Origin of the sequence: Variovorax sp. RCC_210, from assembly GCF_041355175.1 — a bacterium.
In the GTDB taxonomy this organism is placed as follows: Bacteria; Pseudomonadota; Gammaproteobacteria; order Burkholderiales; family Burkholderiaceae_C; genus Variovorax.
Window position 1 is genome coordinate 45091 of sequence record NZ_JBFUPJ010000007.1, and the last position, 15048, is coordinate 60138.

At 67.7% G+C, this 15048-nt stretch carries 14 protein-coding genes; 11 read left to right on the forward strand and 3 right to left on the reverse strand.

The features are described 5' to 3' along the window. Positions 1–61 precede the first annotated feature (61 nt). Complete coding sequence (locus tag AB6807_RS20085; protein WP_371085939.1) at positions 62–1408, forward strand: LLM class flavin-dependent oxidoreductase; 1347 nt, start codon at positions 62–64, stop codon at positions 1406–1408. 16 nt (positions 1409–1424) lie between these two features. Here the strand turns inward: AB6807_RS20085 and AB6807_RS20090 are convergent, their stop codons facing one another. Continuing rightward, positions 1425–2441 carry a DUF2891 domain-containing protein gene (locus AB6807_RS20090; protein ID WP_371085940.1) on the reverse strand — a complete coding sequence of 339 codons (1017 nt, stop codon included), beginning with the start codon at positions 2439–2441 and terminating at the stop codon, positions 1425–1427. Between the two features lie 229 nt (positions 2442–2670). On the opposite strand from AB6807_RS20090, the gene AB6807_RS20095 reads away from it, so the two are divergent. The 5 genes from AB6807_RS20095 to AB6807_RS20115 all read left to right on the forward strand — a co-directional run bounded on the left by AB6807_RS20095 (position 2671) and on the right by AB6807_RS20115 (position 8380). Continuing rightward, a complete protein-coding gene (locus AB6807_RS20095; RefSeq protein WP_371085941.1) occupies positions 2671–4476 on the forward strand; it encodes an FAD-dependent oxidoreductase in 1806 nt (601 codons plus the stop codon). A 151-nt stretch (positions 4477–4627) separates the two neighbouring features. Next, positions 4628–6475 (forward strand): 2-oxoacid:acceptor oxidoreductase subunit alpha, encoded by a 1848-nt coding sequence (locus AB6807_RS20100; RefSeq protein WP_371085942.1) that lies wholly within the window; start codon positions 4628–4630, stop codon positions 6473–6475. Next, positions 6472–7527, forward strand: a complete 1056-nt coding sequence (locus tag AB6807_RS20105) for a 2-oxoacid:ferredoxin oxidoreductase subunit beta (RefSeq protein WP_371085943.1) — start codon at positions 6472–6474, stop codon at positions 7525–7527. Before AB6807_RS20100 ends, AB6807_RS20105 begins: the two co-directional genes overlap by 4 nt. Before the next feature lie 46 nt (positions 7528–7573). Then, positions 7574–8011, forward strand: a complete 438-nt coding sequence (locus AB6807_RS20110; RefSeq protein ID WP_116913635.1) for a CBS domain-containing protein — start codon at positions 7574–7576, stop codon at positions 8009–8011. A gap of 42 nt (positions 8012–8053) precedes the next feature. After that, positions 8054–8380 carry a hypothetical protein gene (locus AB6807_RS20115; RefSeq protein ID WP_371085944.1) on the forward strand — a complete coding sequence of 109 codons (327 nt, stop codon included), beginning with the start codon at positions 8054–8056 and terminating at the stop codon, positions 8378–8380. 15 nt (positions 8381–8395) lie between these two features. On the opposite strand, the gene mug is transcribed toward AB6807_RS20115, so the two are convergent. Further along, entirely contained in the window at positions 8396–8944 is a 549-nt protein-coding gene (gene mug / locus AB6807_RS20120) for a G/U mismatch-specific DNA glycosylase (RefSeq protein ID WP_371085945.1), read from the reverse strand. Between the two features lie 230 nt (positions 8945–9174). Between mug and AB6807_RS20125 the strand changes: the two genes are divergently transcribed. The 4 genes from AB6807_RS20125 to AB6807_RS20140 all read left to right on the forward strand — a co-directional run bounded on the left by AB6807_RS20125 (position 9175) and on the right by AB6807_RS20140 (position 12215). Next, positions 9175–10176, forward strand: coding sequence for a GlxA family transcriptional regulator (locus AB6807_RS20125; RefSeq protein ID WP_371085946.1), 1002 nt, complete (start codon positions 9175–9177; stop codon positions 10174–10176). 181 nt (positions 10177–10357) lie between these two features. Continuing rightward, the gene (locus tag AB6807_RS20130; protein ID WP_371086166.1) at positions 10358–11353 is read left to right on the forward strand and encodes an SLAC1 anion channel family protein; all 996 of its coding nucleotides are present in this window, start codon (positions 10358–10360) and stop codon (positions 11351–11353) included. A 38-nt stretch (positions 11354–11391) separates the two neighbouring features. After that, complete coding sequence (locus AB6807_RS20135; RefSeq protein WP_371085947.1) at positions 11392–11553, forward strand: hypothetical protein; 162 nt, start codon at positions 11392–11394, stop codon at positions 11551–11553. Positions 11554–11807: 254 nt separating this feature from the next. After that, the gene (locus tag AB6807_RS20140) at positions 11808–12215 is read left to right on the forward strand and encodes a transcriptional repressor (protein WP_116913639.1); all 408 of its coding nucleotides are present in this window, start codon (positions 11808–11810) and stop codon (positions 12213–12215) included. 37 nt (positions 12216–12252) lie between these two features. On the opposite strand, the gene AB6807_RS20145 is transcribed toward AB6807_RS20140, so the two are convergent. Next, on the reverse strand, positions 12253–13188 hold the full coding sequence (locus AB6807_RS20145) for a LysR substrate-binding domain-containing protein (protein ID WP_371085948.1): 936 nt from the start codon (positions 13186–13188) through the stop codon (positions 12253–12255). Positions 13189–13288: 100 nt separating this feature from the next. Here AB6807_RS20145 and AB6807_RS20150 point away from each other — a divergent pair, with 100 nt between their 5' ends. Further along, positions 13289–14839, forward strand: a complete 1551-nt coding sequence (locus AB6807_RS20150; protein ID WP_286515590.1) for an MFS transporter — start codon at positions 13289–13291, stop codon at positions 14837–14839. Positions 14840–15048: the final 209 nt, after the last annotated feature.

The window sequence follows — 15048 nt, forward strand, 5'->3', positions numbered from 1 at the left end:
AATGCGGGAACCGTCTAAGGCCGACGCCCAGAATGGACCGATCAAGATCCCTTCTGACACCATGACCGCTTCCCCACGGCAAATGCACCTCGGCGCCTTCTTCTTCGGCGTCGGCCACCACCTGGCCGCGTGGCGGCACCCCGACGTGGACGCGGGCGCGGCCAGCAGCATCGAGGCGCTGAAAGAGTGGACGCGTATTGCCGAGGCCGCCAAGTTCGACGCCGTGTTCTTCGCCGACAACGTCGGCCTGCCCGGCCCGCCCGACGAGGTGGTCGCGAAGAACGCGCTGTGGTATCCGCTCGATCCGCTCATCACGCTGGCGGCGCTGTCGCAATCGACCACGCACATCGGGCTGGTGGCCACGGTGTCGGCCACCTACCTGCCGCCTTACCACCTGGCGCGCAAGTACGCCTCGCTCGACCAGGTGAGCGGCGGGCGCAGCGGCTGGAACCTGGTGACCTCGGGCAGCGACTTCGAGGCGCGCAGCTTCGGCCTGCCGCAGCAGCTCGCGCATGCGCACCGCTATGCGCGCGCCCACGAGTACGTGAAGGTCGTCAAAGGCCTGTGGGACACCTGGGAGGACGATGCCTTCGTGCACGACAAGGCGGCCAACCGCTTCTTCGACCCGCGCAAGCTGCACCGCGTGGCGCACGAGGGCGAGCACTTCACCGTGCACGGCGGCCTGCAGACGCCGCGCGCGCCGCAGGGCTACCCGGTGCTGGTGCAGGCGGGCTCCTCGGGCGACGGGCAAGACCTGGCCGCCGCCACCGCCGAGGTGGTGTTCACCGCGCAGCAGACGCCCGAAGATGCGCGCGCTTTCTACAACGCGCTGAAGGGCCGCCTGGCCGCCTACGGCCGCACGCCCGACCAGGTGAAGGTGCTGCCCGGGATCTCGCCCTTCGTCGGGCGCAGCCAGCAGGAGGCGCAGGAAAAGTTCGAGCAGCTGCAGGGGTTGATCGACCCCGTGCTGGGCGTGGGGCTGCTGTCGACCTTCCTGGGCAACGTCGACCTGTCGGGTTACTCGGTAGACGACCCGTTCCCGCAGGACCTGCCCGTGACCGAAGGCTGGAAGAGCCGGCAGGTGCTGTTCAGCGAGATGGCGCGGCGCGACAACCTGTCGATTCGCCAGCTCTATGAAAAGGTGGCCGGCGCGCGCGGCCATTGGACGCTGGTCGGCACGCCCGAGACCATCGCCGACCAGCTCGAGCACTGGTTCACCACTGGCGCGGCCGACGGCTTCAACGTGCTGGCGCCGACGCTGCCGCACGGCCTGAAAGACTTCGCGCAGCTGGTCATTCCCGAGCTGCAGCGACGCGGGCTGTTTCGCACCGAGTACACCGGCCGCACGCTGCGCGAGCACCTGGGGCTGGCGCGGCCGGCGCACCCGTTGGCGGCCCGCCAGGGCTGACGTTCGAGTCTGAAGCTCAGGCCTCCAGCGCCAGCACCGCGAAGCTGGCCAGCCAGTGTTCGCCCATGTAGTCGCCCGCCACGTGGGGCAGCCCGTGCACGAGGTGCTCGTCGGCCGCCTGCTGCGCGACCGCGTGTCGTGCGTCGCCTTCGGGCAGTGCCGAGGCAATGCCGCGCCAGCACCAGGCGCGGCTGAGGTTCAGGCCGTCGAGGTGCGCGATCTTGCCGTCGGTGCGGTCGGACACCGTCGCCGGGCGGAACAAGGTGGCGGGCTCGTGCGCGGCGATGCGGGGCAGGAAGCGGTCGAGCCAGGGCGCGTACTCGGCGGCCGGCAGCAGGCGGCGCATGCACTCGGCCTCGATGAGCGCGGACGACAGAAAATCGTCGCCGCTCGGCTCGCCCCAGGCCGGGCAATCGGTGTCGCTGCCGTACCAGCGGCGGGCGGTACTTGCGAGCAGCTCCGACAGCGCGTCGTCCGAGCTCGCTTGCGCATAGTCGGCGGCCATGCGCAGGCCGAAGGCGGTGTTGAAGTGCGTTCCCACGCGCACGGGGTAGACCGACAGCGGCAGGAAGTCGCGGTAGCGCTGCGCGAAGACTTCGGCCAGCGGCGCCAGCGTGTTGGCCCCGCGCGCGTCGGGGTGCTGCGCCAGTTCGGAAGCCAGCTTCAGCAGCCAGCCCCAGCCGTAGGGGCGCTTGAAACCACGCGCCGTGGGCTGCGCCAGGTAGGCGCATTCGGCCGTGACCTTGTCGTGCACGAAATGCGTGTCGAACAGGCGCTCGATGCGCGCGGCGGGTGCCATGCCCGGAAAGCGGCGCAGCAGGTAGGCCAGCATCCAGTAGCCGTGCACGCACGAGTGCCAGTCGTAGCTGCCGTAGAACACAGGGTGCAGCTCGCTGGGCGTCCGCGCGTCGGTGGGGCCGGCCAGCACGTGGTCGGGCTTGTTGGGGTACTCGCGGGTGACGTGGCCGAGCGCGATGTCGGCGAAGCGGGCGCCAAGGTCGGGGGTGAGGTCGGGGGTGAGGGTGTGTCGCATGAGGGCTTTCAGTCGATGCGGTGGAGCGTGCGAGCCATGGTTGTCGCGGCTCGCCATGCTGCACGAAGTCGGGCGAACGCACTGGCTCGGGGACTCTTTTGCGCTGCAGCGCAGCATGCGAAAGCTGCGGGATTCCACCAAGCCCGCACGCCCGGCAGCGCCGCATACTGGCCCGACAGCCACTCGCCGCGCCCCTTTCGGGTTCCAGGCGACAGCCAGGAGACACGCGTTGCAGCGAACCAATATCGCCAACCCGACCTATTTCCACAAGGTCGTCGATTGTCAGTACGCCTGCCCGGCGCACACCCCCGTTCCCGAGTACATCCGCATGATCGCGCAGCGCCGCTACAGCGACGCCTACATGATCAACTGGGCCTCCAACGTGTTCCCCGGCATCCTCGGGCGCACCTGCGACAGGCCTTGCGAGCCGGCCTGCCGGCGCGGGCGGGTGGAAGAGGGCAACACCGGCGTGCCCGAGCCGGTGGCCATCTGCAGGCTCAAGCGCGTGGCCGCCGACATGAAGGACGACGTGCACGCCCGCATGCCCAGGCCCGAGGCGCGCAACGGCAAGCGCGTGGCCTGCGTGGGCGCGGGCCCCGCGTCGCTCACGGTCGCGCGCGACCTGGCGCCGCTGGGCTACGAGGTGACGGTGTTCGACGCCGAGGCCAAGGCCGGCGGCTTCATTCGCACGCAGATACCGCGCTTCAGGTTGCCCGAATCGGTGATCGACGAGGAGACCGGCTACGTGCTCGACCTGGGCGTGGAGTTTCGCGGCGGCGAGCGCATCGACTCGATGAAGGCGCTGATGGCGCAGGACTGGGACGCGATCTTCGTCGGCTGCGGCGCGCCGCGCGGGCGCGACCTGGACATCGAGGGCCGCCATGAAGCGGCGGCGCAGATCCACATCGGCATCGACTGGCTCAACTCGGTGTCCTTCGGCCACGTGAGCAGCATCGGCCGGCGCGTGATCGTGCTGGGCGGCGGCAACACGGCCATGGACTGCTGCCGCTCCGCGCGCCGCCTTGGCGGCACCGACGTGAAGGTCATCGTGCGCAGCGGCTTCGCCGAAATGAAGGCCTCGCCCTGGGAGAAGGAAGACGCGCAGCACGAGGGCATTCCGATCATCGACTTCCACGTGCCCAAGGCTTTCGTGCACGAAGGCGGCAAGCTCGTGGGCATGCGCTTCGAGCGGGTGCGCGCCGAGTTCGACGACCGTGGCCGCCGCACGCTGGTGCCCACCGGCGAGCCCGAGGCGTACTTCGAATGCGACGAGGTGCTGGTGGCGGTGGGCCAGGAAAACGCGTTTCCGTGGATCGAGCGCGATTGCGGCATCGGCTTCGACAAGTCGGGCCTGCCGACGGTGGACGCGACCACCTTCCAGTCGACGGTGCCGCGCGTGTTCTTCGGCGGCGACGCGGCCTTCGGCCCGAAGAACATCATCACGGCGGTGGCGCACGGCCACGAGGCCGCGGTGTCCATCGACAAGCTGCTGCGCGACGAGCCGGTGGCCGTTCGCCCGCCGCCCATGACCAACCTGGTGTCGCAGAAGATGGGCATCCACGAGTGGAGCTACGACAACGACACCTCGAACGACCTGCGCTACAAGGTGCCGTGGGCCAAGGCCGAGACGGCGCTGGCGAGCATTCGCGTGGAGGTGGAGCTGGGCTTCGACGCCGCCACCGCCTTCAAGGAGGCCGAGCGCTGCCTGAACTGCGACGTGCAGACGGTGTTCGTCGAGACCGCCTGCATCGAATGCGATGCCTGCGTGGACATCTGCCCGATGGACTGCATCAACTTCATCGAGAACGCCGACGAGGCCGAGTTGCGGCCGCGCCTGAAGGCACCGGCCTTGAACCTGACGCAGGAGCTGTACGTGTCGGGCGGGCTCAAGACGGGCCGCGTGATGGTGAAGGACGAAGACGTGTGCCTGCACTGCGGCCTGTGCGCCGAGCGTTGCCCGACGGGGGCGTGGGACATGCAGAAGTTCCTGCTGAAGATGACGCCCGCGGGCGCGGAGCAGGGAGTGGCGGCATGAGGTCCCCGTCTTGCCCCCTCTCCCCTCGGGGAGAGGGTTGGGGTGAGGGCAGGGGCCTGTGCAATCGCGCCGCCTCTGCCACCGCCGTCGGCCCTCACCCCCGCCCTCTCCCCAAGGGGAGAGGGAGCCATACAAGCACGGAGATGGCCGCATGAACGTCCCGCAGATCGAAGCCGTCAACGACTTCGTCATCAAGTTCGCCAACGTCAACGGCTCGGGCTCGGCCTCGGCCAACGAGCTGTTCGCCAAGGCCATCCTGCGCATGGGCGTGCCGGTGAGCCCGCGCAACATCTTCCCCAGCAACATCCAGGGCTTGCCGACCTGGTACGAGGTGCGCGTGACCGAAGAGGGCCACCTGGGCCGGCGCGGCGGCACCGACATGATGGTGGCGATGAACCCGCAGACCTGGGACGCCGACGTGGCCGAGCTGGAGCCCGGCGGCTACCTGTTCTACGACAGCACGCGGCCGCTGCCGCCGTCGAAGTTTCGCGACGACATCCGCGTGATCGGCATGCCGCTCACCGAGATCTGCAACGCCGTCTACCAGGACCCGCGACAGCGCCAGCTTTTCAAGAACATCGTGTACGTGGGGGCGCTGGCCATCCTGCTGGGCATCGAGCCGGAGGTGGTCGAGAAGCTGTTCGGCGAGCAGTACAAGGGCAAGGAAAAGCTGCTGGCCTCCAACGTGCGCGCGCTGCACCTGGGCTGCGACTTCGCGCGCGAGAACCTGCGCGAGCCCGTGGGGCTGCGGGTGCGGCGCGCCGACCGCGTGGGCGAGCGCATCTTCGTGGACGGCAACAGCGCCGCGGCGCTGGGCTGCGTGTATGGCGGCGCCACGGTGGCGGCGTGGTATCCGATCACGCCGTCGTCCTCGGTGGCCGAGGCCTTCCAGAAGTACTGCACCCAGTTCCGCGTGGACCCGGCCACGGGCCAGCACCGCTTTGCCATCGTGCAGGCCGAAGACGAGCTCGCCTCCATCGGCATGGTGGTGGGCGCGGGCTGGAACGGCGCGCGCGCTTTCACCGCCACGTCGGGGCCGGGCATTTCGCTGATGGCGGAGTTCATCGGGCTGGCCTACTTCGCGGAGATTCCCATCACGCTGATCAACGTGCAGCGCGGCGGGCCTTCCACCGGCATGCCGACGCGCACGCAGCAGGCTGACATCCTGGCGTGCGCGTATGCCTCGCATGGCGACACCAAGCACGTGCTGCTGTTTCCGCAGGACCCGCACGAATGCTTCGAGCACGCGGCCGCGTCGCTGGACCTGGCCGACCGGCTGCAGACGCCCGTCTTCCTGATGACCGACCTGGACATCGGCATGAACCAGCGCCTGTGCGAGCCCTTCGAATGGGACGACAGCAAGGCCTACGACCGCGGCAAGGTCATGAGCGCCGACGAGCTGGAGGCGGGCCGCGACTTCGGCCGCTACAAGGACGTGGACGGCGACGGAATTCCCTGGCGCACGCTGCCGGGCACGCACCCGAGCAAGGGCAGCTACTTCACGCGCGGCACCACGCGCGACGCCTACGCCCGGTATTCGGAGCGCGGGCCCGACTACATCTACAACATGGAACGGCTGCTGAAAAAGTTCGAGACCGCCGCCACGCTGGTGCCGCAACCGGTGCTGCGGCCCGCACCGGGGAAGACCACGCTGGGCGTGATCTATTTCGGCTCGACCAGCCCGTCGATGCACGAGGCGCTGCAGGCGCTGGAAGCACGCGGCATCCACCTCGACGCGCTGCGGCTGCGCGCCTTTCCGTTCCCCAGGAGCGTGGCGCAGTTCCTGGCGGCGCACGACAAGGTGTTCGTGGTCGAGCAGAACCGCGACGCGCAGATGCGCAGCCTGCTGGTCAATGAACTGGACGTGGACCCGGCGCGGCTGGTGCGGGTGCTGCACTTCGACGGCACCCCCATCACGGCGCGCTTCATCGTGCAGGCGATCAGCGCAAACCTGCAGTCCAGCCCCCAGGCGCATGCCGATGCGAAGGAGCCCGCATGACCTACCTCGCCAAGCCGCGCCTGCGCCACCCGACGCTGAGCACCAACAAGGTCGGCTACACGCGGCGCGACTACGAAGGCAAGATTTCCACGCTGTGCGCCGGCTGCGGACACGACTCCATTTCCGCGGCCATCATCGAGGCCTGCTGGGAGCTGGACATCGAGCCGCACCGCGTGGCCAAGCTGTCGGGCATCGGCTGCAGCTCGAAGACGCCCGACTACTTCCTGGGTGCGTCGCACGGCTTCAACACCGTGCACGGCCGCATGCCCAGCGTGCTCACGGGCGCCAACCTGGCCAACCGCGACCTGCTGTACCTGGGCGTGTCGGGCGACGGCGACTCGGCCTCCATCGGCCTGGGCCAGTTCGCGCACGCCATGCGCCGCGGCGTGCGCATGGCGTACATCGTGGAGAACAACGGGGTGTACGGCCTCACCAAGGGCCAGTTCTCGGCCACGGCCGACCAGGGCTCCAAGAGCAAGAAGGGCGTGGTCAACACCGACAGCCCGGTCGACCTGGTGGCCATGGCGCTGCAGCTGGGCGCGAGCTACGTGGGCCGGGGCTTCTCGGGCAACAAGGCGCAGCTGGTGCCGCTCATCAAGGGCGCCATCAGCCACGGCGGGGCGGCCTTCATCGACGTGATCAGCCCTTGCGTGGCCTTCAACAACCACCCCGGCAGCACCAAGAGCTACGACTACATCCGCGAGCACAACGAGGCGGTGAGCCGCATCGACTTCATCGGCGGGCGCGACGAGATCGCGGTGGACATCGAGCCGGGCGAGGTGATGGACGTGCGCCAGCACGACGGCACGCTGCTGCGCCTGCGCAGCCTGCACCCCGACTACAACCCCGGCGACCGCTACGCCGCCATGGCCTACATGCAGCGCCACCACGAAATGGGCGAGGTGGTGACGGGCCTGCTCTACGTCGACCCGCTGGCCACCGACCTGCACACCGCGCTGAACACCTGCGACAAGCCGCTCAACGCGCTCGACGCCGGCCAGCTCTGCCCGGGCGCGAAGGCGCTCGAGCGGCTCAACACCGCCTTGCGCTGAACGCCGGGCGGCGGCACCATTCACGCTACTTTCCGGAGGGCGCACCATGGCCGAGCGCACCGTATTCCAGTCCGTCTCGCGGGCCCACGTGGTCAGCCTGGGCCCGCAGGCCAGCGTGCGCGACGCCGCCTGCGTGATGACGCGCGCCAACTGCGGCAGCGTGCTGGTCATGGAGCTGCCCGACACGCTGCTGGGCATCCTGACCGAGCGCGACCTCATGACCCGCGTGCTGGCGCGGGGCCTGGACCCCGACCGCACGCCGGTGAGCGAAGTGATGACGCCCAACCCGATCTGCGTGCCGCCCGAAACGCTGGTGTCCGACGCGGTGGCGCTGATGCTGGAGCGGGGCTTCAGGCATTTGCCGCTCACGGCGGGAACGAAGATATTGGGCGTGTTCTCGGTGCGCGACGCGCTGCCGCGCGAGATTGGCGCGGCGGTGAGCCTGAGCGAGTTTCGCGAGCAGGTGAACGACGCGCTGGGGTAGGGCGGCAAGGCGATTCTTCAGGCGCCGGAAGCAGGCACTGCGGTGGCGATGGGCCATCTATGCCTGTTCTCCTACTCGGCGATCCGGCGCGGCGGCGCACGATCGTTTCATTGCAACGATTTCAGTGCGGAAAAGAACATGCTGACTTTGGAAGCCGAGCGGGTTCTCGCCTATTTCCGGCAGGAGTACTGGCCCCACGAAGAACGGTCGGCCAACGCGCTGCAACTCCACAGGAGCGTGGTGGCCTGCCGTGACGGCATCCGGGAGCTGATGGCGGCCGGCATGCTCACCGAGTCGCTGGACAAGTCGTTCTTCCGGCTCACGGACAAGGGCGTGGACGCATTGGCGCTGTCCGACGCAAAGCTCTGAACGAGCCCGGAGCCTTCAAGGGTGGGGCGACCCGATGGCGTCGTGCAGCGCGCGGTAGGCGCTGACCAGTTCGTCGAGTGAAAACGAGCGGTTGAGTCCGCTCGGATTGGGCAGGATCCACGTCTCGATGCCCGCGAAGCGTTCTTGCTGCAGGCCCCAGGTGACCTGCTTGTGGCCCGTCATGCCCGCGTAGGCCGCCTTGCCGAGGAAGGCGAGGCGGCGCGGTTTGAACGCCATCATCTTTTGAATGAACTCGCTGGCTGCTGCGGCGAATTCGTGCGGTGCCACTTCGCTTGCGCGCGCGGTGCCGCGAGCGACCACGGTCGTCAGCCCGCATCCCTGGGCCAGCAGAAGACTGCCCTGCTCGGGTGTCATCAGTTGAGCAGTGAAGCCTGCCAGGTGCAGCACCCGCCAGAAGCGATTGCCCCGCCCATCGAAATGGTGGCCCGAAGCCGCGGCGCGCTGGCCGGGGTTGATGCCGCAGAACACGACCTCCAGGCCGGGGGCGAGAAGGTCGGGCAAGCCACCCTGGGTGGTGTTCGAAAGGGTGGCGTCGTGCGGCATGCGATGGAGTGTGCAGCGGGTGCGCTGCACGGCCGCGCAAGTTTCTGCCTGCGCGACGCTGCGCGCGCAGCCGGGATGGTGCATTCGCGGCCAGGTTGCAGCTGTTTCAGGCCACCGCGGCGTGTGAAGACAACAGGTCACGGGCGACGAAAACGGCCAGTCCTAGAATGGCCGGCCGCTCCAATCAATCCTCAAGCACGGTCTTCGCCGCAACGAAAAAAGCTGGAAACATGAAGCTCGTGATCGTCGTGTTCGACGGGGTGCAGGCACTGGACATCGCAGGCCCGATGGACGTGTTCGCCGAGGCCAACAACTACCTGGCGCCGCACCAGCAGTACGAGATCACGCTCGTCGGCCTGCACGCCGGCAACGTGCGCTGTGCCAACGGCATGGAGCTCAAGGTCGACACCGACTACCTGCACTACGACGGCCAGCCCGACCTGTTGCTGGTGGCAGGTGGCCCCAGGCTGCCGGAGGTGCAGGCCTACGCGCCCCGCTTTCTGGAATGGCTGGGCGCGAAGGCGATGCTCTCGCAGCGCTTCGGCTCCGTGTGCAACGGCGCGTTCACCCTCGGCCATGCGGGCTTGCTGAACGGCAAGGAGGTAACCGCGCATTGGCACGACGTGGACCGGCTGGTCGCGCAGTTTCCGCGGGCACGCGTGCGGCCCGACAAGATCTTCGTGCGCGACGGCAAGCTCTTCACCTCGGCCGGTGTCGCCGCCGGCATGGACCTGTGCCTGGCGCTGGTGACCGAAGACTGGGGCCACGAGATGGCGCTGCGCATCGCGAAGCGGTTGATCGTGTACATCCGCCGCGACGGCGGGCAGTCGCAATACAGCCCCTACCTGGCGGTGGGCCCGAAGGAAGAGACCATCGTGGCCAAGGTGCTGCGCCACGTGACGGACCACATCGACGAGCAGCTCTCCATCGACCAGCTGGCCGACGCCGTGGGCGTGAGCCGTCGCACCTTTTCACGCGTGTTCGCCAAGCACGCCAACATGACGCCTTCGGCCTTCGTGGACCAGGTGCGACTGGAGTTCTGCCGCAAGCTGCTGGAAGAAACCGACCTGCCGTTGAAGACGGTGGCGTTTCGCTGCGGCTTTCACAGCGCGAGCCACATGCGGACCATCTTCGCGAAGCGGCTCGACACGAGTCCGCGGGAGTACCGGGCGCGTTTCAAGGGAGCGCAGCCTGCGGCGCAGGCACATGATGCGGCGCTGGAACTGGCCTGATAGCGGTGCTGATTGGCGCAAACGCCACCGCTTTGCAGGCGGCTGAACGCGCCCCCGAACCTAGACTTTGAACGTCGCTCCCGCTAACGAAAAGAGCGGCGCAACGACGGAATTTCTCCAATGACGAGAGCGCTGCATTCGCAGCGCGTTGGCGGAGCTTTTCCTCCAACCAGGAGCACGTATCAACACCACGCAAACGCCGAGCCCGGCGGGCCACCCGCGGCAGGCATCCATCCAGTACCTTCCCGTCAACCTGTTCGCTTCGGTCATGGGCATCTCGGGCCTGGCCACGGCGTGGCGGCAAGCCAGCCACCAGTTCGGCGCGAGCCCGCTCATCGACGCCGCGATCGGCTGCGTTGCCGTGGCGCTCTTCGCGTTGCTGTGCGTGGCCTATGCCGCGAAGGCGGTGCGCTGCCCGCAGGCGGTGCGCAACGAGTTCATGCACCCCGTTGCAGGCAACTTCTTCGGCACCGCGACCATCGCGACGCTGCTGGTGTCGTCGGTGGTGGCGCCGGTGAGCGCGCGGGCGTCGGAGCTGCTCTGGAGCGTGGGCGCGGCGGCGACGATTGCGCTGGCATTCACGATCGTCAGCCGCCTGTTGCGCGGCAAGGTCGATGCGGGCCATGCGGTGCCGGCGTGGCTCATTCCGGGCGTGGCCACGCTGGACATCACGGTGGCCGGCAGCACCATGCCGATGGCCTGGGCCCGGGAGCTCAACCTGTTCTCGATGGCGGTGGGCACGATGGTGGCGCTGGTGTTCTTCACGATGATCGTGTCGCGCCTCATCCATCACCACGAAAAGCTCGCGAACGAGATGGTGCCGTCGCTGATGATCTTGATGGCGCCGTTCGAAGTCGGCTTTCTCGCGTACACGAGCTTCTTCCAGCGCGTCGACGCCTTCGCGGCGATGCTTTTCTACTTCGGGCTCTTCGTGTTCCTGGCGCTGGTCTTCAAGGTGTTCAAGCGCAGCGTGCCCTTCGCGGCCGGGTGGTGGGCGCTGAGCTTTCCGATTGCGGCGCTCGCCAATGCCGCGCTGCGCTATGCGGAACACGCCGGGAGCGCCGTGGTGACTGCGCTGGCGGTGGCGTTGCTCGCGTTCCTGAGCGGCCTGATCGCGGTGCTGCTGTTTCGCACGTTGCGGCTTTTTGCGAGCGGCAAGCTGCTCGCGCCGCGGTGAGTTCGCTTCGCCTTTTTCCACTCGATAAGTTGATGAACATGTCTGAAAAACTGTCCGCGAATTCCGCTGAGGCCGACGCACTCGCCCAGGAACACGCTGCCGCGTTGATCGCGCAATGGGAGCAGGTCGGCAACTGCAGTTGCCTGGACCGGGTCGAAGCCGCCGGGGCGAGTCGCCCAGTGGAGGCCGTTGCCGAATGAAAGGGCCTGCGAAGTTGATGGTTTCTCTTCGACAAATGAGAAGCAATCTCATTTGATGTAAGATTCGCTCATCGAAAGGCGCAGCGGTTTTCCTTGCTCCTTTCATCGATTTCATCGTGGGGCGACCCGAGACCTTCAAACGTCTCCAAGGTCGTTTTTTGCTAGCCATCGGTTCTCCGGCCAGCCATGCATTTTTTCCACGAGCCTCCCCCGGCTTTCTCTCGTCCCTCTTTTTTCTTCCGCCTCCCCGACGCATGGAGCACGCCGACAAACTCAAGCACACGGGCCTGAAGGCCACGCTTCCGCGGATGAAGGTGCTGGAGCTGTTCGAGCACAGCGACCGGCGCCACCTCTCGGCCGAAGACGTGTACCGGCAACTGCTGACGCTGGACCTCGACATGGGGCTGGCCACCGTCTACCGCGTGCTGGCGCAGTTCGAGCAAGCGGGGCTGCTGAAGAAGAGCCAGCTCGGCGCGGGCAGGGCGGTGTACGAGCTCAACGACGGCGAACAGCACCACGGCCACCTGGTCTCGCTGGTGGACGGCGCGGTGCACGAATTCTTCGATCCGCGCATCGAGGAGCGCCTTGCGGCCATCGCGATAGAGAAGGGCTTCGACCTCGACGATTACGTGGTGACGGTGTTCGGCCGGCCACGGCGCTGAAGAGCGCGACCCTCTCGTCTTTCAGCACTTAAGTGCTTCATCCGGGCAATGACCCGGCGTGGATGCGCGGCGGCAACTGCACCACCAGGTAGTCGATCAGGCTGCGCACAGCCGGCAGCATGCCCCTGGGCGGCGGATACACCAGGTGCAGCATGTGCCCCTCGGCCGCCCAGTCGGGCAGCACCTGCTCGAGCCGCCCGTCGTGCAGCGCGGCCGCGACGACGGGTTCGGGCAGGAAGGCAACGCCGATGCCGTGCACCGCGGCCTCGAACAGCACGCTGAAATCGCTGGTCACCAAACGAGGGTGCACCTTGGCGGTGTCCGCCTGCCCCGCGCGGCGCTTCAGATGCCAGTGCGCGCTGCCGTCCTGCCGGTCATGCATGTCGTGCACGTGGCTGATCACGTCGATGTCGCCCAGCGCGGCCAGTTGCTGCGGCCGGCCATGCGCGGCCACGAAGGCGGGGCTTGCGACCAGGATGAGCCGCGCCGTGCCCAGCGACTGCGCGACCATGCCCGGCTCGGGATCGTTGCGCGGGCGGCCGCGCAGCGCGAGGTCGAAGCGCTCCTCGATCAGGTTGACCGTGCGGTCGGTCGCTTCCACCAGCACCTTCACCTTGGGGTGGCGCGCCAGGTAGCCCGGCAGCACGGGCGCGAGGTAGCTCTGCGCCATCACCACGGGGCACGACAGGCGCACGGTGCCCGAGGGCTCCTTCTGCAGTTCGGCGACGCTGTCGTAGGCGGCCTCCGCGCTTTCGACCGCCGCGAGGCAGCGCGCGTAGAAGCGCTCGCCCGCCTCGGTCAGCGCAATGGAACGGGTGGAGCGCTGCAGCAGCCGCAGCCCCACGCGCTGCTCCAGCTCGGCCACGCGCCGGCTCAGCCGGGTCTTTTCGACGCCGGTGGCGCGCGCCGCCGCGGTGAAGCCGTTGTTCTGGACCACGGAGGCGAAGAAGTAGAGATCGTTGAGGTCGTGCATGGGGCTGATTGGTGCAGTGGAGCACCAGTCCTTGGCGATTCGGCCATCTTATCAATCGATTGGTGCGGCCATAGAGTCCTGCTACAGCACGGAGACCGCCATGAACTCGCCCCATTCGCCACCCGCAAAACCCGCATCGCCCGACCCGGCGCTGCTGCTCATCATCTTCCTGCTGACCTTCCTGGAGTTCCTGCAGACCGGAATGATCGCTTTCGGCGCGGGCCCGATCATGGGAGAAATCGGCGCGTCTCCCGAGGAGTTCAGCCTGGCCACGGTGGTCTATGCGTGCGTGGCGGTGTCGACCATTTCCAAACAGCGCTGGCTGGTGGAGCGCCTGGGCTGGCGCAACTTCGTGCTGCTGTCGCTGGGGCTGTTCGTGCTGGGCGGCGCCATCTGCGGCACCAGCGGCTCGTACCCGCAGTTCCTGGCCGGGCGCGCCGTGATGGGGCTGGGCGGTGCTGCCTTCATGACGACGGGCCGCGTGCTGGTGAACCTGATTGCGCCGGGCCCGAAGCGCTTCACTGGCATCCGCTACTTCGCGACGGGGCTTGCCGCCGGCATTGCGTTTGCGCCGGCGCTGGCGTCGTTCGCGGTGTCGCACGGCCATTGGCACGGCATCTTCGCGATGTTGATCGTCGCGGCCCTGGTCGCGGCGGTGCTGGCGGCGCTGTGCCTGCCCACCGAACTGGTGCCGGCGCAGTTGCGCAGCCAGAGCCATCCCCTGGTGTTCATGGGCCTGGCCAGCGGCAGCTTTCTGCTGCTTTATGTGCTGCAGCGCAGCCAGTACGACTTTTTCAGCGACGCGACGATGCTCACCGCCGGGCTCGGCTGCGGCGCGCTCGCGCTGTATTACTTCTTCAGATCGCTGCGCCGGCATGAGCGGCCGCTGCTCGCGCTGAAGGCGCTTCGGCATCCGCGCTACATCGGCGGCGTGGCGGTGTTCACGCTGTGCTACGTGCTGTTGGGTGCCAACAACTTCATGCTGCCGGTGCTGATGCAGCGCACGCTCGGCTATTCATGGGAAACGGTGGGGCAGGTCCAGTCGCTGGGCCTGTCGTCGGCGCTGGCGGCGTGGATGCTGATGTCGTGGGCCATGCCGCGCTGGCCGGGCGCGAAGAAGTTCCTGGTGTCGGGTTTCGTGGCGCTGGCGATGTTCGGCGTGCAGCTCTCGCGCATCGACGCGGACGTGTCGCTGTGGGCCAGCGTGCTGCCCGCGCTGGCCTGCAACGGCGTCTTCCTGATCTTCGTGATGGCGACCACGGCGATGCATGCCTTTCGCGATGTGCAGCAGGACGAGTCGGTGCTCTCGCACGCGCAGCAACTGAAGAACATGACCGCGCAGTTCGGCACGGCGCTGGGCACCGCGGCCGCCACCTTGCTGCTGCAGTGGCGCAGCACGGCGCACTACAGCGTGCTCAACAACCGCTTCGCGACGGGGGATTCGGTGTACACGCAAACGCTGCACGACCTGAGCCAGTTGCTGGCATCGCGCGGCGCAGGTCCTCAGTCGGACGCGATGGCCGCGGCGTCGCTGGCGCAGGTGTTGGGGCAGAACGCGACGCTGCTTGCGTGCCTGGATTACTTCGCGGTCATCGCCGTGGTCGGGGTGCTGGGTGCGTTGGCGATGGGTTCGCAGCGGCTGATGAAGTAGGGCCAGAAAAAGGGCGGAAGCAAGGCCGTGTCGAAGGGGCATTGGCACGACACAGTTAGGCAACAATTATGATGAGAATGCTTGTTATTAACATTCTCGTCCGGAGTGGGCGCCATGGGGAATGCGCGCCGAACACGGTGCGCTTTCCGGCCGCCGCACTCCGTTTTTCTCACCCGGCTCACCTCGCTCAGCCGGGTTTTGTTTGCCTT